Below are 20,323 nucleotides of genomic sequence, written 5' to 3' on the forward strand. Positions count from 1 at the left end.
GTGCGCAAATAGCCGCAACTTACAGTTTGCACTTCCCAAGCGGAATATGCCTGACGTAGGATCAATCCCGGTCTTGGCCGCGGGGAACGATGACAACAACAACAACAAAAGACGGCTCTAAAAATCCGCTACTGGAAGCAAACAAGCTCACCAAAATTTTTGGAACGTTGAAAGCGTGTGACGGTATCGATTTATCAATCGGCGCCGGTGAGATTCATGCGTTGCTTGGGGAAAATGGTGCGGGCAAATCCACGCTCGTTAAAATGCTATTCGGTGCATTGCAGCCAACATCCGGCGAAATCTTCTGGAAGGGGCAGCCGGTCACGGTCGCAAGCCCTGCTGTGGGAAGATCGTTCGGTATCGGCATGGTTTTCCAGCATTTTTCGCTTTTCGACGCGCTGACTACAGCGGAAAATATTGCCCTGTCGCTCGACGAGAAAGCGCCGCTCGATAGCATTGCCGAGCGCGCCAGACAGATTGGTCAAACCTATGGATTACCGGTTGATCCGGAAGCGCTGGTGGGTGATCTTTCCGTTGGGGAGCGTCAACGGATCGAGATTATTCGCTGCCTCCTGCAAAACCCCGACCTGATCATTCTTGATGAGCCTACTTCAGTGCTCACGCCACAGGAGGCTGATCTGCTATTCCTCACGCTGGAGCGGCTGCGTTCTGAAGGAAAGTCGATCCTTTACATCAGCCACAGGCTCGAAGAGGTGCGGCGGCTCTGCGACCGGGCAACGGTATTGCGGCACGGTAAAGTAGTCGGTCATTGCGACCCGCGTGGCGAAACAGCCTCTTCACTGGCACGAATGATGGTTGGAAGCGACATTCATATCATTGAACGACCGGCAGTAGAAAAATCGGATAACAAGCCGCTGCCGCTATTGCAGATAAACGGCCTCTCACAAAGACCACGCGGACCTTTTTCCATCGCGTTGCACGACATCAACCTTGTAGTGAATGCGGGGGAAGTTCTTGGTATTGCTGGCGTTGCCGGCAATGGGCAGGGTGAATTATTCGACGCAATTTCCGGCGAGATACGACAGGAACAATCCGGCAAAGTGACAATTCGCGGGATTGATGCCAGTCAGATCGGTATTTCCGCGCGTCGCAAACTTGGCGCAGCATTCGTACCGGAAGAGCGCCTCGGGCATGGAGCCGTGCCGGACATGGCATTGACGCAAAATTTGCTGTTGTCGCGCCATTCTACCGATAAGAAAGTATTCGTTTCCGGCGGTTTGTTCAAACTTATTGCCCAATCAAGCCTTGCAATGGCAGCCAAACGTATAGTGTCTCGCATGGATGTACGCAAAAGCGCCGATAATCCCGATGCTTCGGCACTTTCAGGCGGAAATTTGCAGAAATTCCTCATCGGTAGGGAGCTTGACCGCAATCCGTCAGTGCTGGTCGTCAATCAGCCAACATGGGGTGTCGATGCGGGTGCTGCTGCGCTCATTCGGCAGGCCTTGGTCAATCTTGCCCGTAACGGCGCCGCTGTCGTGGTCATAAGCCAGGATCTTGATGAATTGTTTGAAATTTCCGACATGATGGCAGCCATGGTCCATGGAAGATTGTCCCAGCCCATAGCAATCGAAGCCATGACAATGGAGCGCGCAGGGCTGATGATGGGCGGCGCGGATATATCGGCTACTTCACATGCAGGAGCGGCTTGATGCGGATAGAACTTGTCAGGCGCCCGCAGCATTCGGCTTTGTTCAGCGCATTATCTCCTTTCATCGCGCTATTCCTGACTCTGATCGCAGGCGCGATCCTGTTTTCCATTCTTGGCAAAAACCCGTTTGCTGCTCTTTATTCCTATTTCATTGAGCCATTGACCGAAGTCTGGTCCATTCACGAGCTACTGATAAAAGCAGCGCCGCTGATCCTTATTGCGGTTGGCCTATCGGTTTGTTTTCTTTCGAACAATTGGAACATTGGTGCGGAAGGGCAGTTTATCGCCGGTGGCATTGCTGGTTCGTTTCTTCCAATTGTTTTTCCCGGCTTTCAAGGCTGGTACGTCTTGCCACTGATGCTTCTGCTGGGCATGGCCGGTGGCGCGGCCTATGCAACAATACCGGCTTTCCTGAAAGTGCGGTTCAACACCAACGAAATCCTGACAAGTCTGATGTTGGTTTATGTGGCGCAGCTGTTTTTGGATTGGCTGGTGCGCGGCCCATGGCGCAATCCGCAAGGATATAATTTTCCCGAAACAATACAGTTCAACGCAAGTGCGGTTCTTCCGGAAATCTGGACAGAATCGGGCAGGGCCCATTGGGGTTTTATACTGGCGTTGATTGCTGCCCTTGCCGTGTGGTTCACGCTCTCGCGCACGCTAAGCGGCTTTGAAATAAAGGTATTCGGGCGTAGTGCTCGGGCAGGGCGTTTTGCTGGATTCAGCGCAGGGCGACTAACCTTTTTTGCATTCCTGATCTCAGGTGCCCTGGCGGGACTTGCAGGAATAGCTGAAGTGTCCGGCGCCGTCGGGCAACTTCGCACCAGTATTTCGCCGGGCTACGGCTTTACGGCGATCATCGTGGCATTTCTCGGCCGACTCAACCCGCTGGGGATAGTTGCTGCAGGTTTAGTGCTTGCCCTAACTTATCTTGGTGGCGAAGCAGCCCAGATTTCATTGGGTATTTCAGAAAAATCAGCCCGAATCTTCCAAGGGATAATGCTGTTTTTTATCCTCGCCAGTGACACCTTGATTTATTATCGCATCCGGATTGTGTCCCATTTGGGCGATGCAGCGGCGAAAGGCGCGTGAAATGACGATGTTCGAGGCCATTCTTCTGACGATTGCAACGGCTGCCACACCGCTGCTGATCGCTGCCTTGGGCGAGCTCGTCGTTGAACGTTCGGGCGTTCTCAATCTCGGCGTTGAGGGCATGATGATCATGGGGGCGGTTTCTGGCTTTGCTGCCGCGCAAATGACCGGCTCTGCTTGGCTTGGCCTTCTGGCTGCCGTGCTTGCCGGCGCTGCCTTTTCACTGCTTTTCGGTTTTCTGACATTGACCCTGGCGACCAATCAAGTTGCTACCGGTCTGGCACTCACCTTGCTTGGCCTCGGAGCTTCCGCAATGATCGGTGAAAGCTTTGTGGGATTGCCCGGAATACGCATGCAGTCTCTTTATATTCAAGGGCTTACAGACTTACCCTATATCGGAAAGTTCTTCTTTGGACAGGACCCTATCTTCTACATTTCCATTTTTCTGACCATCGGCGTCGCGTGGTTCCTGTTCAAAACTCGCGCCGGATTGACGCTTCGCTCTGTCGGCGACAACCACACTTCAGCCCATGCTTTGGGGGTTCCGGTAATCCGGATTCGCTACCTCGCCGTGCTGTTTGGGGGCGCCTGCGCCGGTCTTGCCGGTGCACAGCTATCGCTGGTTTACGTGCCGCAATGGGTTGAAAATATGAGTTCCGGGCGCGGTTGGATTGCATTGGCGCTGGTGGTTTTTGCTTCGTGGCGGCCCTGGCGCATCATGGCAGGTGCTTATCTGTTTGGAGCAGTTACCATTGGGCAGTTGCATGCTCAGGCTTTAGGTATCGGTGTCCCGTCGCAGCTCATGTCAGCATTGCCCTATCTTGCAACGATCATCGTTCTTGTCTTGATTTCTCGAAACAAGCGCCTGACGCTGATGAATACGCCAACATCGCTTGGCAAAGCTTTTGTACCTGATCGCTAGTGGAGTGAATTAACATTCACATCCCTCGCGCGGGAACAGGACCAAAACAACGCATTGCTTTAACAGAGAGGTGAACTTTAATGAAAAAACTGATTATGGGGCTGACAATAGCTGCGACCCTTGGGGTTACCAGCTTTGCTGTGACAGGCGCTGCCTTCGCAGCGGAAAAGCTGAAGGTTGGCTTTATCTATATCGGACCGCCCGGTGATTTTGGCTGGACATACCAGCACGATCAAGGCCGCAAAGAGATGGAGAAGGCGCTCGGCGATCAGGTTGAGACGACATTTCTTGAAAGCGTTCCAGAGGGCGCTGATGCAGAGCGTTCAATTGAACGCCTTGCCCGTGCTGGTAACAAGCTGATTTTCACAACATCTTTCGGTTATATGGATCCGACTATCAAAGTCGCGCAGAAGTTCCCGGACGTGAAGTTTGAACATGCTACGGGATATAAAACTGCTGAAAATGTTTCGGTCTATAATTCGCGTTTTTACGAAGGCCGCTACGTACAGGGCGTCATAGCTGCGAAAATGTCGAAGGCAGGCATTGCCGGTTATATTGGCTCATTCCCGATCCCGGAAGTCGTGCAGGGCATTAACGCATTCATGCTTGGCGCGCAGTCGGTCAATCCAGATTTCAAGGTCAAAGTAATCTGGGCGAACTCCTGGTTTGATCCTGGCAAGGAAGCCGACGCAGCTAAGGCGCTCGTCGATCAGGGCGTTGATATCATCACCCAGCACACGGATTCGACAGCACCAATGCAGGTGGCATCTGAGCGCAAAATCAAAGCCTTCGGTCAGGCCTCCGATATGATCAAATTCGGTCCTGAAACTCAATTGACATCAATCGTCGATAATTGGGGCCCATACTACATTGAACGTGCCAAGGCTGTTATCGACGGCAGTTGGAAGTCGCACAATGTTTTCGAAGGCATGAAGGAAGGGCTGGTCGTCATGGCGCCCTACACAAATATGCCAGAGGATGTGAAGAAGCTCGCCGAAGAAACACAGGCGAAGATCACTTCCGGCGAACTGAAGCCGTTTACCGGCCCGCTGAAAAAGCAGGATGGTTCCGAATGGCTGAAGGCCGGTGAGACTGCCGACGACAAGACCATTTTGAGCATGAATTTCTACGTCGCAGGCGTGGACGACAAGCTGCCCAATTGAGCTTGAACCAATCATAATAAAAAGGGCGCTTTTGGCGCCCTTTTTTGTTTTTACAACTCCGGGTGAAAAGCCCTTAGGCATTTTTCCCGGAACTCGTAAAAACGATATCAGCCGGCTTCGTCAGCCGAAGCGGCATTGAGCATGCCATAGCGCTCGATACCAATCGAGTTCAGCAAATCAAGCTGGGTCTCCAGGAAGTCGACATGACCTTCCTCGTCTTTAAGAAGTTCGTCAAAGAGTTCTTTGCTGACGTAGTCGCCCAATTCAGAGCAAATCTCACGGGACTTCTTGTAGGATGCCACAGCATCCATCTCGCCTTGTAGATCCGCCTCCAGAACTTCTTTGATGTTCTGGCCGATACGCAATGCGCCAATGGATTGCAGGTTTGGGTGGCCTTCAAGAAAAATAATGCGTTCGATAATACGATCCGCATGCTGCATCTCTTCAATGGATTCAGCGCGTTCTTTCTTGGCCAGCTTTTTGAAGCCCCAGTCGTCGAGCAGACGGTAATGCAACCAATACTGATTGACGGCTCCCAGTTCGAGGAAAAGTGCCTCGTTAAGCCGCTCGATGACCCTTGGATCGCCCTTCATGTCGTGAACTCCCGTATTCGTGCCGTAATGACCGCACACGGTCTATGAACAACACAGCATTGGAGTCGTTCGGACCATGGCGGAGGTGATAATCTTCCGTCACCTTTATGATGGTTTCAACGACGTTTGGGAAGCAACCGCAGCAGCGACCGCGCTTCTTCAGGGCATGGTAAATTTTTGCAGGGACAAGAAGCTGCCAAGGATCAGCATCGAGAAACTCAATGATAGTATTCTCGATCTCTTTCTGGGTAATGATATTGCAATGGCAAACTAGCATCGTGGTTCAATGCCGTTTTGCAAAGTAGACAAACTATTGGAAATGTTGAATCTTTTCTCAACAATACGAAAAATAAGCCGAGAATTGATCTCAAGCCAGTTTTTTGTACCTGTAAAGACGTTCCCGCAAGCGGGTAATACTTCCGAACCAGACAATGGTTCCTCCAATCGCAAGGGTTCAAGGCCCAAACATTAAAGGTTGTGCGTTTGTGCAACGCTGGCTCTATAAAACGGATTTTTGGGCAATGTGTCAAACGGGGAGGCCAGATTGCGCCATGATTTCAATAACTTAGAATAGTTCTAAACTAGGAAAATAACATAACCATTTCAATCATATTTGACCAAAATGGGCTGTAAAAGGTTGTAAAATTTAACGCGAGATGGCGTGTGTCATAACGTCTCAACCGGTGAAAATTGGCGTCATTTCCAGCTGCGAATGCCGAAGCATGCAACCCGGCACAATCTTTTTACCACTTCTGATGGAAATTCTTCAGCAAAAACAATCAATTTTTGAGCAAAAACACTTCGATCTTCCCCGAATCGCTGGAAGCATCTGGCGAGTCGCCACAAAAATGGCGCCGCGATTTTCAAAATGCCGGGCAGGGCGCCCGGCTAATGCCAACTCAACTCGCGGTGGCTAGGCGCGGCGCAAGCGCATCTATTCCAAGCAAAGCGCGAACATCACGCTTGTCCACGATGTCGTCGATTGAGTATTGGGCCAGCACTTCGAAGAACGCGTTGAGCGCCTTGCGCAGCGCCGAGTTCAAACCGCAGCTATCGATCAACGGGCAATCGGCGCCATCAGCTTCAAAGCATTCGGCCATTGCAAAATTCTCTTCAGTCACGCGAACAACATCAAACAGCGTAATGTCGGTCGCAGGCTTGCCAAGCTTCACCCCGCCATTGCGGCCGCGCACTGTTTCAATGAAACCATTTTCTACGAGCGGCTGGAGGATCTTGAAAAGAAAAAGCTCCGAGACTGTATAGGCCTGCGCGATCTCGCCAATACGGCTGAGCTTGCCATCATTAGCAGCGCAATACATGAGAATACGGATGGCGTAATTTGTTTGACGTGTCAGTCGCATGGGAATGTCTTTCTCAACCTGAAGTTTCAGGTACGTTCACTCTCTACGCATTCTACTTTAGAACTATTCTCAATAAAGTAAATAAAAAAATATGACGCCAATATTCATATTATCGCCATTGTACGATTATGATGTTGAATACGTCAGACAACGAGTACTGCTATAGAACCAGCGATCAAACCAATTGCAACGAGGAGCGAAAGACCGTAGAGCCGCGGCTTGTCAAAAAGCACGGCGAACCCGGCGGCCCACACGACTACGGCAGCACTCAGAGCCAGAATAAAGCCAGCCTTATGCATCATGGCTATGTGAACAGCCATAAGGCCGCCAATGATCAGTGCACCGAACACGACCATCAGAGCCAGTGCATAATTCTCGAACTTGTCCATCGCGGATATAACTCACTCTCGAACTGGCTATTTTGAAAACATAGCCTTCCAAACACAACCTCGGTACGAAGCCGATGAATTTCGCAATACATAAACTGTTCAGCCTTGCGAAAGCAATATTGGCGATGCAAGCCGGTAAAATAGTGGCAGGTTCAGTATCAACATAAAAAAGGCCCGGGCAAAGCCCCGGCCTCGTAACGTATAAACCAATGTTGTTACTCACGATGCGGGCGAAAAAAACCCAGCTTTGCGTTCCCGGAATTTGCTTTAGCGGCGATATGCGCTAAGGCCAATCAGCAGCCCGACTGCGGCCACGGCAGACACAATAGCAACAGCTGTCAAAGGGTTTTCCTTGGCTTTTTCCGCCACATATTGCGCTTCATCACCAACAAACCGCACTGCCTTGCGCCCACCTTGCTTCACACTATCATATGTAGAACTGGCTTGATCATATAGATCATATCCCTGGTCAGACAAAGATTTGCTGATTGTGGAAAGCTCTTTGCGCAAGGAGGCGATCTGCGTTTCCAGATCATCTTCAATTGCGTCGCGAACTTTCGATGTATTCGTTGCCATTCCAAACATTCCTTTGTGATTTCCCGATCGCCGAATGCCTTTCTGCGGCAAATGGTGATCGTTCATTTATTCAAACAGCAAATTAGTCGAAAACCGAAATTCGGCATTTCGCTCCGCTGTTCTATCGTTTGGAAAACGTCGAAGGATATGTTTGGTTCCGCACAAAGCTGGAGAGCTATTTCCAGCAGCCATTATTCTGACCATTCAAATTGTGTGAATCGATGTCGATACCCGCAGAAAAATCATTCTTCGCCAGATAAACCGCTGTTTCAGCTTTAATTCTTATCTTGTTCCAGCCTGCGCAGTTCGAAGTTCTTGGCGGGTTCTTATCGGCCCAACGCATTGCTCCGCATCCCGTCAGCGCCAATACACATGGCAAGATAACAACCGTGGCAAGTATTTTCATCGTCCCAGACTCTCAATATGGCCGCCCGCAAACATGACAAGGCTTGAAATAAGCATGACACATAACGTGCAACTTGCACCATGATACTTTCGTTGCAGATGATCGAAATCAATCATCATTGCTGGCATTGAGTTCTTGCGGCCGCAAACCTTCGGCTGCGACTTTTCCATCTACAGCTTGCGCATAAATAAGCCTGCTCGACTTCAACAAAGGCTTGTTCGCCTCGCGCACTTTGGGCATCCGAGGATTGGATTCGTGGGCGGTCACAGCCGCTTCATTTGCATAAAGCTCATTGACCATTACCTTGTTGGGTATGGGCGTTCCGTCACGTTGGACCGGCTTGATAACCTCAAAACGCAGACAACCGGGTTCTTCTTCAAGCGTCTTTCTGGCATGTTCGCGAATGCGCGTCAGGAACTCCTCTTCCTTGCCCTCGTTCGTTTCAAACTCAACGATAATGGTCCATGCCGTCATTTTTCTCTCCCCGGAATTTTTAGCCGCAACAGAGTCGCGGTTCTAACTCTTTGTTTTCTAACAGGCGAGGTGGCTTAAATCCAGACAAGGGCTTATTGCCGGCGGAGGAAAATCAACAAAAGCGCACCCATGATCATCGTGCATAGGCCAATGACCAACCAACGCGTCTGCCCGACCATGAAGCTGCCGCCAATCAGACTCAGTCCTTGCAACGTCCATATGCAACCAGCGATGATCAGCAAGGCTGCAACAACGCGTAAAACCATTTTCATTCGGTCCCCCACTACGCTCTCGGCGCAATCAGTCTGTCTAAAAAATCTGGAACATCTCAAGATTCGAGACGTTAGTTTTTATCCGCTTATTTCAAAGCGGCGCTCACAACCAACCTCAAATGGAAGGAAACTCCTAATGAAATTTATCCAAGACCCAAACAGGAAAGGTGGAGCGTAAAATGGTGGACGTCATGCTGAACCGTCACACGTGGGTTATAGTGGCAGACGGTGAGAAGGCTTTATTTCTCCGCAACGAGCGCGAGGTAAACAATGTCGAATTACATACAATCCATGAAATGAACCAGTCTAATCCGGCAACGCGCGAGCAGGGGACAGATAAACCGGGCCGCTTTTCCGATGGACCAAGCGCACATAGGAGCGCCACTGAAGAGACAAACTGGCATGCAATTTCAAAAAAACGGTTTGCAAAGGAAGTCGCCGACGAACTTTACGGTTTCGCTCACAAAGGAGACTTCGAGCGGCTTATAATTATCGCACCGCCCGTCGTGCTCGGCCAGATGCGTCAGGAATTTCATAAGGAAGTTTCAGACAAAATCGTAAGCGAAATTCCAAAAACGCTGACCAACCATTCGATCAACGATATTCAGTCAATTCTCGCGGCGTAATGAATTCATCGCAAATATAAAGCAGTCAAACAAAACCCCTGGCCAATCGGTCAAGGGTTTTGCAAGTTGAGGCTTGATTCGGCTCTAACAAACTGGACTCTGGATAAATATATCGCGCATCGTTTCAGTGCGGCTCAGGCTCAAGACACCGCTACACTCAACTTAACTATAGTCTAGCACAATCGTCAGTAGATTCAACAATCAGCTTGAGCACGTATTATTTCAATTGCGCCTTTAGCCGTTCATTTTCTTCTTCTAACGCTTTAATTCTTTCTTCCAAAGCATTGATGGCCTTAAATACTGCCACGCCCATACTTTTGAAGTCTCCACTGTGAATTGCAGCTTCAATTGCCTGTCTGGCATTTTCGAGCGACATCTTTCTCCTCCAAGGTCCTGTAAATTGGTCCGTTAAAACCGCGCCTGCCAGAGCGCTCCAGCCCAAAAAGAAATGCCCAACCCTCAGGGGCATGAGGATTGGGCTATTGGCTTGTGGGGTCTAGCCAAAACTGGTTTGGGGGAACCAGTACATGCAGAATGCATGTGCCGAAAATTGGTTCCGGCCTTGGTAAAAAATATTTGGTTAATTTACACCGATGGCAAAAGATTGAAGAGTATCGCCAGATGGAACACCACAGCACCGGCGAAAATGAGAATAACGCCGAGACGATCCGTGCGAATAAGTTGCTGCCTTTTCAAAGGTGACGTTTCGCAGGAGGTAACATCAATCAGTGCCATGCCGAGATCTCACATTGAGTTGGAGGCAATATGCAACAGTTGATACACGATTGAAACGATAGAGATTACCCCGCACCCTGTATTATCGAACAAATTTTTCACTAAACGACCAAACAGCGAAAAAATTCACTGGAGAATTGCAGTTTGAGGGCGGTTAGCAGAAGGATTCGGGCGATCTGCTGTCCGTCACACCGCGTCTCAAGTGACAATATTGGTCACTGAACCGGCAATCATTACAAATGAAACAAACAAGATCAGCCCGTAAAGCCGCGGCCGGTCGAAAATAACTGCGAAACCGAGAAAAAAGGCACTGCAGGCTGCAGCAAGCGCGAAGATAAATGCCGGCTTGTCGCCGGTGGAAATGGCGAAAGCCATCAGGCCAGCAATGATGAGCGCCCCGAAGACAATAAATATCCACGTTGCGAAAGTTTCATAGCGGTCCATATTTCACTCCTGCAGTCCATGCGTATCAATCGGCGGCGATTACAACTGAATAAGTCTACACAGTCAAATCAGTTTGCGCTCTTGCCCGGCTTCGTCCAGCAACTGCAACTGAATTCCACAATTTGCACAAAAACAGGAATTGCCTACCCCATTTGTCATGGAATTTAACCGGCCCATCGTTCTGCTGTCATGAACAATGCCTATAATTAGGGAAAATTGAATCATGGACAGAAAGCGTAACCAAGATGAACGAACGAGTCGTTCCAAATGAAAATCCGGCGGTGGCCGGCGAAAAGCTTCTGGCATCTGTGCTGTCAGGGCAGGCAATACGCACGACCATCAATACCAAAATGCGTCAGGCGCTTTCCCGCATCGACGCGGCCAAACATCAGGTTTCCATTGCTAAAATTGCGGCCGATCAAAGCCTTTTGCGCGCAAAATCTGCACCACGGCCGCATGAAATCAGCAACCCCGCCTTTGTCGAGTTATTTGAGGCTCATCAGCGCGACAGGGAAGTGCTGTTTGCGGCAATGCGCGCTTTAGAAAATGCGCGTGCAGCACTGGATTAGTGCGGGCTGAATTGCGACCGGCAATTCAGCAAATATAGACGACCAAAGCTGCGAAGGCGACACCGATACCGAAGATCGCAAGATACCAACCCTGGGAATTATGAACAGCCCATGCATCTTCATCGTCTTCATCAAAATCATCTACTACCAAATATCCAATCCTTTCGGGATGGGCCGGGACCGGGATTATAACGACCCCGGCCTCAGATTATTTATGGTGTAGGATAACGCTTCTCAATGCAAACAGTTTCAACACTGCCTGATTGTGAGCTTCATGCTGGACGTTTGGGGATATCCAAACCACGTTGCACAGCGGGGCGAGCCAGGCCACGCTCCAGCCAAGCTGGAACATTCTTGAGCGCGTCGAACTGCACGATTTCGCGAGCTCCATAAAAGCCGATAAGGTTTCGCACCCAACCAAGCATCGAAATGTCTGCGATTGTGTATTCTTCGCCCATAATCCATTCACGCCCTTCGAGGCGCGTTTCAAGAACACCAAGCAGACGTTGCGATTCAGCGCGGTAGCGCTCAAGCGGCCGCTTGTCTTCATACTCACGACCGGCAAACTTGTAGAAAAAACCGACCTGACCGAACATTGGCCCGATGGCTGCCATCTGGAAGAATACCCATTGGATGGTTTCATAGCGCTTGGCAGGATCAGCGGGAAGCAATTTGCCGGTCTTCTCGGCAAGGTAAAGCAGGATCGCGCCTGATTCAAACAAGGCTAGTGGCTCGCCGCCAGGCCCGTTCGGATCAATAATCGCCGGAATCTTGCCATTTGGGTTTAGCGACAGGAACTCCGGCGTCCATGTCTCATTGGCACCGATATTGACCGTGTGGGCTTCATAGGCGAGGCCAAGTTCTTCCAAGGCTATGGAAACCTTCACACCATTGGGCGTGGCAAAGGAATAAAGCTGCAAGCGATCAGGATGTTGTGCCGGCCACTTTTTAGTAATGGGGAAGGACGATAGATCAGTCATTTGATATTCCCTTGAAAAGACCTGTTCTGGTGTGTGCGACTCGTGGAAAAGCTACCACAATCATCCACTAAAATGTTCCGGCGAAATGGGGGCTTCGCCGGAACATTTTTGCGTCATCAGGCGGTCTTGGCAAAGGACGCGAAAAATTCTTCCGGGCTTTCAACCTCAATCAGGCGACGCTTTTCGATAAGCCAGAAGCGATTGCCTATTGCCCGAACGAAACTGCGATCATGCGAAACAACCAGGCAGCTTGCCTCATGCGCCATCAATTCGTTTTCCAATGCTTCCTGACCGTCAATATCCAGATGATTTGTCGGCTCATCCAAAAGATAGAAGTTGGGGTTTGACAGGCGCAGAACCAGCATTCCAAGCCGGGCTTTTTGTCCGCCCGAAAGAATGCTGTTTGGCTTGTTTTGGATATCGATTCCCAAGCCAGCGCCTGCAAGAAGCGTGCGAACCCGCTGATCGCCAATATCAAACCGGCGGCTGATTGTATTGAACGGCGTTGAGCTGTCAGAGAGGTCTGACAATGCTTGATCGCCATAGCCAAGAACCAGAGAAGGCGTTGCCTTTACCCCAACCTGAGATGTTGCCGGATCAATGATAGACTTGCGGATCATATCGACAAGCCGTGACTTTCCCGCGCCGTTCAAGCCCAGAAGGACGATACGGTCACCCTGACATATCCAGCGTTTTCCCGAGTTGAACAGAAGCATACCGTCGGGCGTTGACACGGCTGCCTCATCCAGCGTTACCAGAACCTTTGCATGAGTGCCGCTATTGGCAAGCTTGATTGCCCCGGAAGAGCGTTCCTGATGCGCCGGTCGGGCGGCATCCTCCAGCCGCTCCGCCCTTTGCTTGAGTTGCTTGGTCTTGACTGTCAACAGATCGCTACCCGAATTGATGGCGATGTTGTTGAGTTTTGCAGCCTGTTGGCGCAGTTGCTGCGCGACCTTCATATCGCGCTGGAAACGGCGCGCTTCCGATGCATCAATCTCGTCCAAAGCCTGGCGGGCAGGGCTATAAGGCAGCGAGAATATCTGCGAGTTCTCAGGTCGAAGAAACAGCGTCCGGTTTGTCGTCGCATCGAGAAATGCGCGGTCATGGCTGCAGATGACAAGCGGCACATCGCGCGGCAGATCATTGATCCAACGCTCCAGCTGGTTGATCTTGGAGAGATCAAGATGATTTGTCGGCTCATCCAGCAACAGAACATCCGGCTCTGTCACCCAAATGCGGGCAAGCATGGCCAGCCTTTGCCAGCCTCCGCTGAGTTTCGATAGCGCACGCTGGCGAAGCTCTTCGGGCACATTGAGCGAGTCCAGTACAATATCAACCCGCCAACTCTCACTGTCGATCTGGTCAGCGGGCAGGGCAAGGCGCACCGCCTCATAAAAAGCCACGCCCATGAGTTTGTGCGGAACGACCTGCTCGACATGCCCAACCCGCAGACCTCGTATGCGGGTGATATCGCCGGTCGTTGGTTCGAGATCGCCGTTAAGACAGCGTAAAAGGGTGGATTTACCCCGCCCATTGGCCGCGACAATACCCAGGCGGTCGCCATTTGCGATGGAAAGATTAAGTTTGGAGAAAAGTGGCGCACCAAGGGTGATGCCGAGGTTTCTGACGTTGATCAAAGTCATGTTCATTCTCTGGTCTGCCGAGCAGATACTGCATCTCTGATGCGAATCCATGCGGGATATTCCCGCGATTACTCGGTGATTATCGATTGGCAGCGCGCCTGAATTTCAGGTTGGGCGCTGCTCTCAACGAAGGGCAGACCAGGATATGAAGTTGAAATAGATTTCCGGTCAGCCCTGCAAACGCGATTGCAGGGCGTAGACAGGGCCGCGCCGACGATGCTGGTGAAATGGTCCGTTCATGTGCAGCCCTCCTTTCTTGGTAAAATACTCAATGTTCGACGCATGGATAACATTGCTTTTTGATAGGCGCAATCGCTTCAGCGTAATGCAAGCGCAATCTGACAGCTCTATCTGACTGTGTAGTTCATAGTGGTCGGGGGAAATATGTCATGGCTTTGCTGCGGGCCTCACAGCAATGATGATCTTTTCATCGAAAATCGCCAGAGAAGAGCGCTTTCTGGCTAACTTGCACGGTACCGAATATGAATATTACAGGCGGCACGTCCGGCGATTCATTCCCGGATTGCGCCACTGGCTATTGCTGCAAGCGCTGCACGCATCCGGCCATTTGCCGGTATTGCTGGTTCTGCCTTAACTGGCGTGCGGCCGGCTCAGGGCACAAAAACGGCGATTGCCTTTTCACGGATGGTAAAGCGAACCGGCGTTTCTGTTTTCAACTCACCGTCGAGATTAACGCGACGTGGTTTGCGTGTGCGAATCGTCAGATCCTTGGTGGAAAAGGCCCGCACATCATCCCATTGACCATGGGTGCCTTTCCGCAGACTTGGCAGCAGAGTGAGCAAACGCCACCAGTGATCAACCTCAAGACTGTAAAAATCGAGCAGGCCGTCGGTCGCCGTCGCATCCTCATGAACAGTCATGCCGCCACCATAATGCCTGCCATTGCCTACCGCGATCTGTAAGGTGCGCAGCTCTTCGCTTATCCCATCATGTTCGAGAGTTGCGGTAAAAAGGCGGGAGTCCGCCAGAAGCCGCGCTGCAACCAGACCATAACCAAGTTTGCCCCAATATTTCTTGGCTTTTTCTGTCAGTGACATAGCCAGATCTGCACTGAAACCAATGCTGGCAACGTTGAAAAACGGAAATCCATTGGCGTCGCCGAGATCGACCAGTGTCGTTTTGCCCTTGACGATGCTGTTGATGGCAGCGGGAATATCCAGAGGAATGCCAATTGTACGGGCAAAGTCATTGGCGGTACCGAGCGGTAGGACACCCAACGGAAGACCGGTATCGAGCAAAGCCTTGGCGCAGTCGTTCAGCGAACCATCACCGCCTCCGACAATCACCAGATCAATGTTTCCGGAATGTTTGTGAATAAGGTCGGAAAGGGGTTGGCCGCGGCTGGGCGTATCTTCGATGACATCAATGTCAGCCTGATCGAGCAGTTGCCGGACTTGAACAATGCCGGCCTTGCCACGGCGTGCATAGGGGTTCACCAGAACCAAAGCTCTTTTCGCTGTCAAACCGGTCTCCAGATTGGGGATTAAATTCATCAATCACACTGCCAATATGATTCTGGTCATTTTCCGGCAGTCATCCGCATATGTGGCGGGCAGGGGCTATATTCAACAAATGGTCTCGTCGGGGAGGTATTTGCGAGAGGAAAACAAAGGAAAAGGCGGCTTCGAAAAGCCGCCTCTCACGCATCGCTATCAATTATAGGGTGAATAACACTGGGCGCGCGGGCCGCCATAGGGCTGATAGCTATTGTCCGATGAACGGTACGAGCGATATTTGTTATAGCACCACTCCACATGGGCGCTGCCGCGGGCCGGGGCAACCCGGCGAGGCTGATTGGCGATTGCACCTCCAATGATCGCACCCGCGCCAAAGGCAGCCAATGGATACCACCAGCCATCATTGTGGCGGCGATAGCCTGGACGGGAGTGGCGATAACCGCGATGGCCCCGCCAATGATGGCCACGCCAGCGCCTGTCATGACGGTATTGAACCTGCTCGACACTCGATTTGATTTCGAGCGGGGCAGGGACAAATGGAGCCGCCGATGCCGGAATGATGGAGGTGACGCCCATTGCTAAGCTTAAAGCGCCTGCGAAAATTCCAGATACTATTTTCCTCATGCTTATTCCTCCTGAATGAGGCGTCCAGAATGAGCTTTTTCAGATGAATATTGGATGAATATAATAGAGGTTCAGCCCCACTTCATCTCGCCCTTTGCCACCTTCGCGCCGAGTTCGAGCGAAGAGACATCGGCGAGGTTCGGGTAAAGCTTGGTCATGGCTGCGATCAGTTCCGCGCTGTTTTTCGTGCGAGCCATTTCTTTGTCAAAAGCAATAAGATAATCACGCGTAAACATGACGGCATCAATGCCTTGCGGGGCCCCTTCGACCTGATGTCCAGGAACGACGATTTTCGGTGCGCGCGCGATGATTCCGTCGAGCGCCTTGACCCATGCCGCGCGCAGTTCGGTCGTTGCTGTATCTGCGATCCAGACATGATTCCCGGAATCGACCAGCACGCCGCCGAACACCGCTTCGAGTGCGGGAACGTACAGATAGCGACGGTCGTGCATGTCCGGGATTTCAACGATCTCGATCGTATTTCCCTCAAGGTCAAGCGAGGCAGCGCTCGATGCTTCCGGAATCACGACGTCTGCGAGTGTCTGCGGACCGTTTTCCTTTAATTGCGGTCCCCAAACACCCAGCTTGGCCTCAACATTGGCTTTGATCGCCGCGACAGTGACCGGCTTGGCAATGACCGCCGCCTTCGGAAAGGCTTCAACAATCGGGCGTAGGCTGAAATAATAATCCGGGTCGTTGCAGCTCACATAGATCGTTGTCAGGTTCTTGCCAGTCGCCTTGATGGCAGCCGCGACGGCTTTACCGTCGGAAAGAGTGAAACCACCATCGATCAGAATTGCGTCTTTCTCACCGGTCAAAAGCACCGGCGTGCGGCGGAATCCAGCTTCGTTTGCCTGGAAAAACGTCCATGCAAGGGCACTGCTGCTAGAGCGAGCGGAGGCGAGGGGCAGGACTGTCGCCAAGCCGGCAATAGCGGCGAGCTTAAAGGTTTCGCGGCGCGTGATCATGAGATGTTTCCCGAGGCTGATTTCTCTTCCCGCTTTATTTCACGCCTTGATGCGGTAATAAATATCAATCAATCATACAGACTGTACGATTTAATGAGACAAACATGCGTGATCTTCTCAATCTGAACCGGCTCATCTTCTTTACCTCGGTTATCGAAGCGGGCTCATTCACAGTGGCTGCTGATCGTCTCGGCGTCGCCAAGGCGGTCGTCAGTCATCAAATCGCGCGCCTTGAGGAGGAACTGGGCGTAACGCTGCTTTTGCGTACGACACGCCGTCTACATGCAACCGAAGAGGGCAATCTGTTCTATAAGCGTTGCATACTCATCTTAAGAGAGGCGGAAGCCGCCTACGGGGAATTGTCGCTTCGCAGCACGGAGCCGTCAGGAACGCTGACGTTAACGGCCCCGCTCGACTATGGCACTGCTGTCGTAGCACCCACGATTGCATCGTATATGCAGGCATATCCACAGATGCGGGTCGACGTGATCTTCGACGACAGCGTGAGCGATCTGATCGCTGACCAAATCGACTTATCGATTCGAGTCGGATGGCTAACCGATACCAGTCATCAGGCACGTCGGATTGGCACGTTTGAACAGATACTTGCCGCAACACCGTCTGTTGCCGCTCGCATTCCAGCTGACTTGACCCCAGCAGACGCAGGCAACCTACCATGGATCGCCAATGGGGCTTTGAAGAACCCTTTTCGCTGGACGTTTTCACGCGGACAAACGAAAGCTTTGACCGTTGAAATTCGTCCCATCATGATGGCGGACAAGACACCGTCAGCCTATGCCTGCACGCTGGCAGGAATTGGAGTCTCGGTTTTTCCCGACTACTTGGCCAAGGTCGATATGCAAGCTGGAAAACTCGTACGACTTTTCCCGGAATGGTCATTGCCGCAAGGAGGTATTCATGCCGTATTTCCTGCCGCCCGGTTTCGCCCCGCCAAGGTCAAGGCATTTCTGGACATGCTGGTGGTCGCAGAGCGTCAGCGCATGCGCGAAAGCGCAACACCCTCGACCCTGTAATCTTTGGTCGCTACGCCCAAACCCTAAGGGCACGTTCCATTCGGTCTGCTGCATATGTGACGATATAGGCAATGACCATGTAAACCACAACGGCGATCAGAAACGCTTCCAGATAATAGAAATTCAGCGCAGCGCTCAATTGTGATTGGGCAAAAATATCGACAACCTCGATTGCAAACCCCAGGGATAGCGCCTTCATGATCACCATGATTGAATTGGCAAGGTCCGGGATGGCCGCAACAATCACTTGCGGAAGCATGACACGCCGAAACACCTGGCTCTTCTTGTAGCCCAACGAGTAGGCCGCATCAGCTTGGCCAGTGTCAAAAGAATTCAGCGCACCCTTCACGACCTCCGCCTGAAATGCTGCAACACAAGCGGTCAAGGCGACAATGAGCGTCACCCAGTTCGGAGTTGCATGGCCATTGTAATCTAATCCGACAAGGGAAGCGAGGAAACGCGTGGCTGGCGGGAGCCCGTAATAGGCGAGGAAGATCACGATAACCATTGGGACACCCTTGAAGGCGACCTTATAGGCGACCACAATTTCACGCAGTACGGGAATCCGTCGGTATTCGATCATCGCGAACAGACTGCCGATAATCGTTGAGCAAACAAAGATGATCAGCGCCATGCCGAGTGTAACGGGAACAGCGCCAAGAATGTCGTACAGATCGGGGAGGAGGACTTCGGAAGCGAACATGTGATGAACTTCTCTTCAATCAGACGCTTGGCATCAGTGTGGCTGCGGCCGGCGTGGTGTTGGAGGTAAACTTTGCGTTTCGCGCTTCAAAAAAGCGTACGATCAGCCATGCCACCAGGCATAAGAGCGAATAAATTACCGCCAGCACGAGGTAGGTTTCGAACTGGTACTGGTTGTAGTCCCGCTCCATGACAAGGTGCGCCGTCGCCATCACATCAGCCGCGCCGATATACATGACCAGTGCCACGTTATGGATGAGATAGATGATGGCATTGCCGTAGCCGGGCAGGGCGATGTGGATAGCCTGCGGGCCGACGACGCGCAAAAGCTTCTTTAGAAATGTGTAGCCGAGACTGTCGGCTGCGTCATGCTGGCCCCGGTCAATGGCGAGGTAGGCTGGACGCAGGACCTCCGACAGATAACCTCCGTGATAGAGGCTGAGACCGACAATCGCAGCGACGTTCGGTGACACGAAATCCTCAACCTCGAATAGGGCTACCACCAGAGGAAGCCCGTAAAATGCTACGAACAACTGGAGCACCACAGGGACGCTCCGGGCATAGGACACGTAAAGGTCAGCCAGTTGGCTGATCACTGGTATCCTGCGCACCCGGAACGTCGTTGCGATCAACGCCAGGCAGAAGCCGACGATCATGGCCGTGAATGTTATCGCGAGCGTCAGCGGCAATGCCTTCAACAACTCGGGAACCATTATCGAAAGATCCACCTTGCACTCCTTCTTTCAGTTTGGGCTTTGACCGTCAGGCGCGGCGTTATTTCATGTAGGTGGTGATGTCTTCGCCAAACCATTTCTGCGACAGCTTGGCGAGTGTGCCGTCCGCCTTGAGTTCCTTCAAAGCCTTGTCGATGCCCTCGGAGAGAGCCTGATTTTCTTCGGAGCGATGGATCAGGATAAAGGTGTTGTTGATCGCAACTGGTTCGCTCGCCTTGATGTTGAGCTTCTGCTGGTCGATCACAGTCTGCTCACCGAGATTGGAAGGCAGGACGAGGGCATCATACTTGCCGTTCTCGACTTCTTTCAGACGGTCAGGATAAGGGATGCCGGCACTGGATGCGGTGATCTCGATCTTGGTGTCGGGGTTCTTTTCCTGCCACGCCGTGGCAAACTTGTAGATGCCGCCGCCAGCCGTGACGGGCACGATCTTCTTGCCGACCAGATCTTTCATCTCGTTGATGCCGCTGTCCTTACGGCTGTAAATCTTAATCAGGCTTGCGCCGATTGGGCTTTCAGGGATGAGGAACTGCTTTTCGCGAGCGGGCGCCCGGTAGTAGCCGCCGGTCGCGATATCATATTTGCCGGTGACGAGGCCGGTCTCTTGCGCAATGTCTGCAGCGCCTTCCATGACGAACTTGTATTGAGGCAGCTTGGCATTGATCGCCTTGAGCACATCAGGTTCGTAACCCTGCGGCTCGACACCGATTGCACCCCAGGACAGCGGCTTGGATTCCGCTGCAGTGGCGATCTTTATCGTACGAACATCCTGGGCAAGAGCTGCGCCAGTGGTAACGACGGCAATTGCGACGCCAGCTACGGCAAGGCCAAAGGCTCTACGGGAGATTGATTGGAATGAAGACATA

General features: G+C 51.8%; 28 protein-coding genes. 8 read left to right on the forward strand and 20 right to left on the reverse strand.

Translation table 11 applies throughout. The features are described from left to right. Positions 1 to 89 precede the first annotated feature (89 nt). The 4 genes from QFZ34_RS20605 to QFZ34_RS20620 all read left to right on the forward strand — a co-directional run bounded on the left by QFZ34_RS20605 (position 90) and on the right by QFZ34_RS20620 (position 4,849). Positions 90 to 1,673 (forward strand): ABC transporter ATP-binding protein, encoded by a 1,584-nt coding sequence (locus QFZ34_RS20605; protein WP_307284923.1) that lies wholly within the window; start codon positions 90 to 92, stop codon positions 1,671 to 1,673. Continuing rightward, positions 1,673 to 2,764, forward strand: coding sequence for an ABC transporter permease (locus QFZ34_RS20610; RefSeq protein WP_307284927.1), 1,092 nt, complete (start codon positions 1,673 to 1,675; stop codon positions 2,762 to 2,764). Before QFZ34_RS20605 ends, QFZ34_RS20610 begins: the two co-directional genes overlap by 1 nt. Position 2,765: 1 nt before the next feature. Beyond that, positions 2,766 to 3,686, forward strand: coding sequence for an ABC transporter permease (locus tag QFZ34_RS20615; RefSeq protein WP_307284932.1), 921 nt, complete (start codon positions 2,766 to 2,768; stop codon positions 3,684 to 3,686). 80 nt (positions 3,687 to 3,766) lie between these two features. Next, on the forward strand, positions 3,767 to 4,849 hold the full coding sequence (locus tag QFZ34_RS20620; protein WP_115053104.1) for a BMP family ABC transporter substrate-binding protein: 1,083 nt from the start codon (positions 3,767 to 3,769) through the stop codon (positions 4,847 to 4,849). 107 nt (positions 4,850 to 4,956) lie between these two features. On the opposite strand, the gene bfr is transcribed toward QFZ34_RS20620, so the two are convergent. The 8 genes from bfr to QFZ34_RS20660 form a co-directional block, all read right to left on the reverse strand. Beyond that, positions 4,957 to 5,442: a bacterioferritin gene (bfr, locus tag QFZ34_RS20625; protein ID WP_115053103.1), complete on the reverse strand. Its 486-nt coding sequence runs from the start codon at positions 5,440 to 5,442 to the stop codon at positions 4,957 to 4,959. Next, positions 5,408 to 5,719, reverse strand: a complete 312-nt coding sequence (locus QFZ34_RS20630; protein ID WP_307284937.1) for a (2Fe-2S)-binding protein — start codon at positions 5,717 to 5,719, stop codon at positions 5,408 to 5,410. Before QFZ34_RS20630 ends, bfr begins: the two co-directional genes overlap by 35 nt. Positions 5,720 to 6,341: 622 nt before the next feature. Further along, positions 6,342 to 6,803 carry an iron-responsive transcriptional regulator RirA gene (gene rirA, locus QFZ34_RS20635; protein ID WP_115053100.1) on the reverse strand — a complete coding sequence of 154 codons (462 nt, stop codon included), beginning with the start codon at positions 6,801 to 6,803 and terminating at the stop codon, positions 6,342 to 6,344. A gap of 143 nt (positions 6,804 to 6,946) precedes the next feature. Next, positions 6,947 to 7,192: a hypothetical protein gene (locus tag QFZ34_RS20640; RefSeq protein WP_115053099.1), complete on the reverse strand. Its 246-nt coding sequence runs from the start codon at positions 7,190 to 7,192 to the stop codon at positions 6,947 to 6,949. A 267-nt stretch (positions 7,193 to 7,459) separates the two neighbouring features. After that, the gene (locus tag QFZ34_RS20645) at positions 7,460 to 7,768 is read right to left on the reverse strand and encodes a hypothetical protein (RefSeq protein WP_307284942.1); all 309 of its coding nucleotides are present in this window, start codon (positions 7,766 to 7,768) and stop codon (positions 7,460 to 7,462) included. Positions 7,769 to 7,943: 175 nt separating this feature from the next. Continuing rightward, positions 7,944 to 8,174, reverse strand: coding sequence for a hypothetical protein (locus QFZ34_RS20650; RefSeq protein ID WP_115053097.1), 231 nt, complete (start codon positions 8,172 to 8,174; stop codon positions 7,944 to 7,946). 108 nt (positions 8,175 to 8,282) lie between these two features. Next, on the reverse strand, positions 8,283 to 8,648 hold the full coding sequence (locus QFZ34_RS20655; RefSeq protein ID WP_115053096.1) for a putative quinol monooxygenase: 366 nt from the start codon (positions 8,646 to 8,648) through the stop codon (positions 8,283 to 8,285). Between the two features lie 92 nt (positions 8,649 to 8,740). Then, complete coding sequence (locus QFZ34_RS20660) at positions 8,741 to 8,920, reverse strand: hypothetical protein (RefSeq protein WP_115053095.1); 180 nt, start codon at positions 8,918 to 8,920, stop codon at positions 8,741 to 8,743. Between the two features lie 179 nt (positions 8,921 to 9,099). Between QFZ34_RS20660 and QFZ34_RS20665 the strand changes: the two genes are divergently transcribed. Then, complete coding sequence (locus QFZ34_RS20665; RefSeq protein ID WP_307284950.1) at positions 9,100 to 9,546, forward strand: host attachment family protein; 447 nt, start codon at positions 9,100 to 9,102, stop codon at positions 9,544 to 9,546. A 217-nt stretch (positions 9,547 to 9,763) separates the two neighbouring features. Here QFZ34_RS20665 and QFZ34_RS20670 read toward each other — a convergent pair whose 3' ends face one another. From QFZ34_RS20670 to QFZ34_RS20680, 3 genes are all read right to left on the reverse strand, one after another. After that, the gene (locus QFZ34_RS20670; RefSeq protein WP_162802493.1) at positions 9,764 to 9,922 is read right to left on the reverse strand and encodes a DUF5320 domain-containing protein; all 159 of its coding nucleotides are present in this window, start codon (positions 9,920 to 9,922) and stop codon (positions 9,764 to 9,766) included. A gap of 209 nt (positions 9,923 to 10,131) precedes the next feature. Beyond that, entirely contained in the window at positions 10,132 to 10,281 is a 150-nt protein-coding gene (locus QFZ34_RS20675) for a hypothetical protein (RefSeq protein ID WP_162802492.1), read from the reverse strand. 198 nt (positions 10,282 to 10,479) lie between these two features. Next, positions 10,480 to 10,725 carry a hypothetical protein gene (locus QFZ34_RS20680; protein ID WP_115053093.1) on the reverse strand — a complete coding sequence of 82 codons (246 nt, stop codon included), beginning with the start codon at positions 10,723 to 10,725 and terminating at the stop codon, positions 10,480 to 10,482. 245 nt (positions 10,726 to 10,970) lie between these two features. On the opposite strand from QFZ34_RS20680, the gene QFZ34_RS20685 reads away from it, so the two are divergent. Continuing rightward, positions 10,971 to 11,294 carry a hypothetical protein gene (locus QFZ34_RS20685; RefSeq protein WP_115053092.1) on the forward strand — a complete coding sequence of 108 codons (324 nt, stop codon included), beginning with the start codon at positions 10,971 to 10,973 and terminating at the stop codon, positions 11,292 to 11,294. A 25-nt stretch (positions 11,295 to 11,319) separates the two neighbouring features. On the opposite strand, the gene QFZ34_RS20690 is transcribed toward QFZ34_RS20685, so the two are convergent. The 3 genes from QFZ34_RS20690 to QFZ34_RS20700 all read right to left on the reverse strand — a co-directional run bounded on the left by QFZ34_RS20690 (position 11,320) and on the right by QFZ34_RS20700 (position 13,917). Continuing rightward, positions 11,320 to 11,445 carry a hypothetical protein gene (locus tag QFZ34_RS20690; RefSeq protein ID WP_307284959.1) on the reverse strand — a complete coding sequence of 42 codons (126 nt, stop codon included), beginning with the start codon at positions 11,443 to 11,445 and terminating at the stop codon, positions 11,320 to 11,322. A 121-nt stretch (positions 11,446 to 11,566) separates the two neighbouring features. Further along, complete coding sequence (locus QFZ34_RS20695; RefSeq protein WP_115053091.1) at positions 11,567 to 12,274, reverse strand: glutathione S-transferase N-terminal domain-containing protein; 708 nt, start codon at positions 12,272 to 12,274, stop codon at positions 11,567 to 11,569. Between the two features lie 116 nt (positions 12,275 to 12,390). Further along, a complete protein-coding gene (locus tag QFZ34_RS20700; protein WP_307284963.1) occupies positions 12,391 to 13,917 on the reverse strand; it encodes an ABC-F family ATP-binding cassette domain-containing protein in 1,527 nt (508 codons plus the stop codon). A 415-nt stretch (positions 13,918 to 14,332) separates the two neighbouring features. Between QFZ34_RS20700 and QFZ34_RS20705 the strand changes: the two genes are divergently transcribed. Continuing rightward, a complete protein-coding gene (locus tag QFZ34_RS20705; protein WP_307284966.1) occupies positions 14,333 to 14,512 on the forward strand; it encodes a hypothetical protein in 180 nt (59 codons plus the stop codon). Between the two features lie 16 nt (positions 14,513 to 14,528). On the opposite strand, the gene QFZ34_RS20710 is transcribed toward QFZ34_RS20705, so the two are convergent. From QFZ34_RS20710 to QFZ34_RS20720, 3 genes are all read right to left on the reverse strand, one after another. Continuing rightward, positions 14,529 to 15,401 (reverse strand): lipid kinase, encoded by an 873-nt coding sequence (locus QFZ34_RS20710; protein ID WP_115053308.1) that lies wholly within the window; start codon positions 15,399 to 15,401, stop codon positions 14,529 to 14,531. A 189-nt stretch (positions 15,402 to 15,590) separates the two neighbouring features. Next, on the reverse strand, positions 15,591 to 16,019 hold the full coding sequence (locus QFZ34_RS20715) for a BA14K family protein (RefSeq protein WP_115053089.1): 429 nt from the start codon (positions 16,017 to 16,019) through the stop codon (positions 15,591 to 15,593). 71 nt (positions 16,020 to 16,090) lie between these two features. Then, the gene (locus QFZ34_RS20720; RefSeq protein ID WP_307284975.1) at positions 16,091 to 16,987 is read right to left on the reverse strand and encodes an MBL fold metallo-hydrolase; all 897 of its coding nucleotides are present in this window, start codon (positions 16,985 to 16,987) and stop codon (positions 16,091 to 16,093) included. A gap of 104 nt (positions 16,988 to 17,091) precedes the next feature. Between QFZ34_RS20720 and QFZ34_RS20725 the strand changes: the two genes are divergently transcribed. After that, the gene (locus tag QFZ34_RS20725; protein WP_307284980.1) at positions 17,092 to 18,021 is read left to right on the forward strand and encodes a LysR family transcriptional regulator; all 930 of its coding nucleotides are present in this window, start codon (positions 17,092 to 17,094) and stop codon (positions 18,019 to 18,021) included. A gap of 10 nt (positions 18,022 to 18,031) precedes the next feature. Here QFZ34_RS20725 and QFZ34_RS20730 read toward each other — a convergent pair whose 3' ends face one another. Genes QFZ34_RS20730 through QFZ34_RS20740 form a run of 3 tightly spaced genes read right to left on the reverse strand, consistent with a single transcriptional unit; the run spans position 18,032 to position 20,322 of the window. Further along, positions 18,032 to 18,724 (reverse strand): amino acid ABC transporter permease, encoded by a 693-nt coding sequence (locus QFZ34_RS20730; protein WP_115053086.1) that lies wholly within the window; start codon positions 18,722 to 18,724, stop codon positions 18,032 to 18,034. A gap of 19 nt (positions 18,725 to 18,743) precedes the next feature. Beyond that, positions 18,744 to 19,451, reverse strand: a complete 708-nt coding sequence (locus tag QFZ34_RS20735; RefSeq protein ID WP_307284984.1) for an amino acid ABC transporter permease — start codon at positions 19,449 to 19,451, stop codon at positions 18,744 to 18,746. 46 nt (positions 19,452 to 19,497) lie between these two features. Continuing rightward, positions 19,498 to 20,322: an amino acid ABC transporter substrate-binding protein gene (locus QFZ34_RS20740; RefSeq protein WP_307284987.1), complete on the reverse strand. Its 825-nt coding sequence runs from the start codon at positions 20,320 to 20,322 to the stop codon at positions 19,498 to 19,500. Between the last annotated feature and the right edge of the window lies 1 nt (position 20,323).

It is taken from the genome of Phyllobacterium ifriqiyense (assembly GCF_030817885.1).
Lineage (GTDB): Bacteria > Pseudomonadota > Alphaproteobacteria > Rhizobiales > Rhizobiaceae > Phyllobacterium > Phyllobacterium ifriqiyense.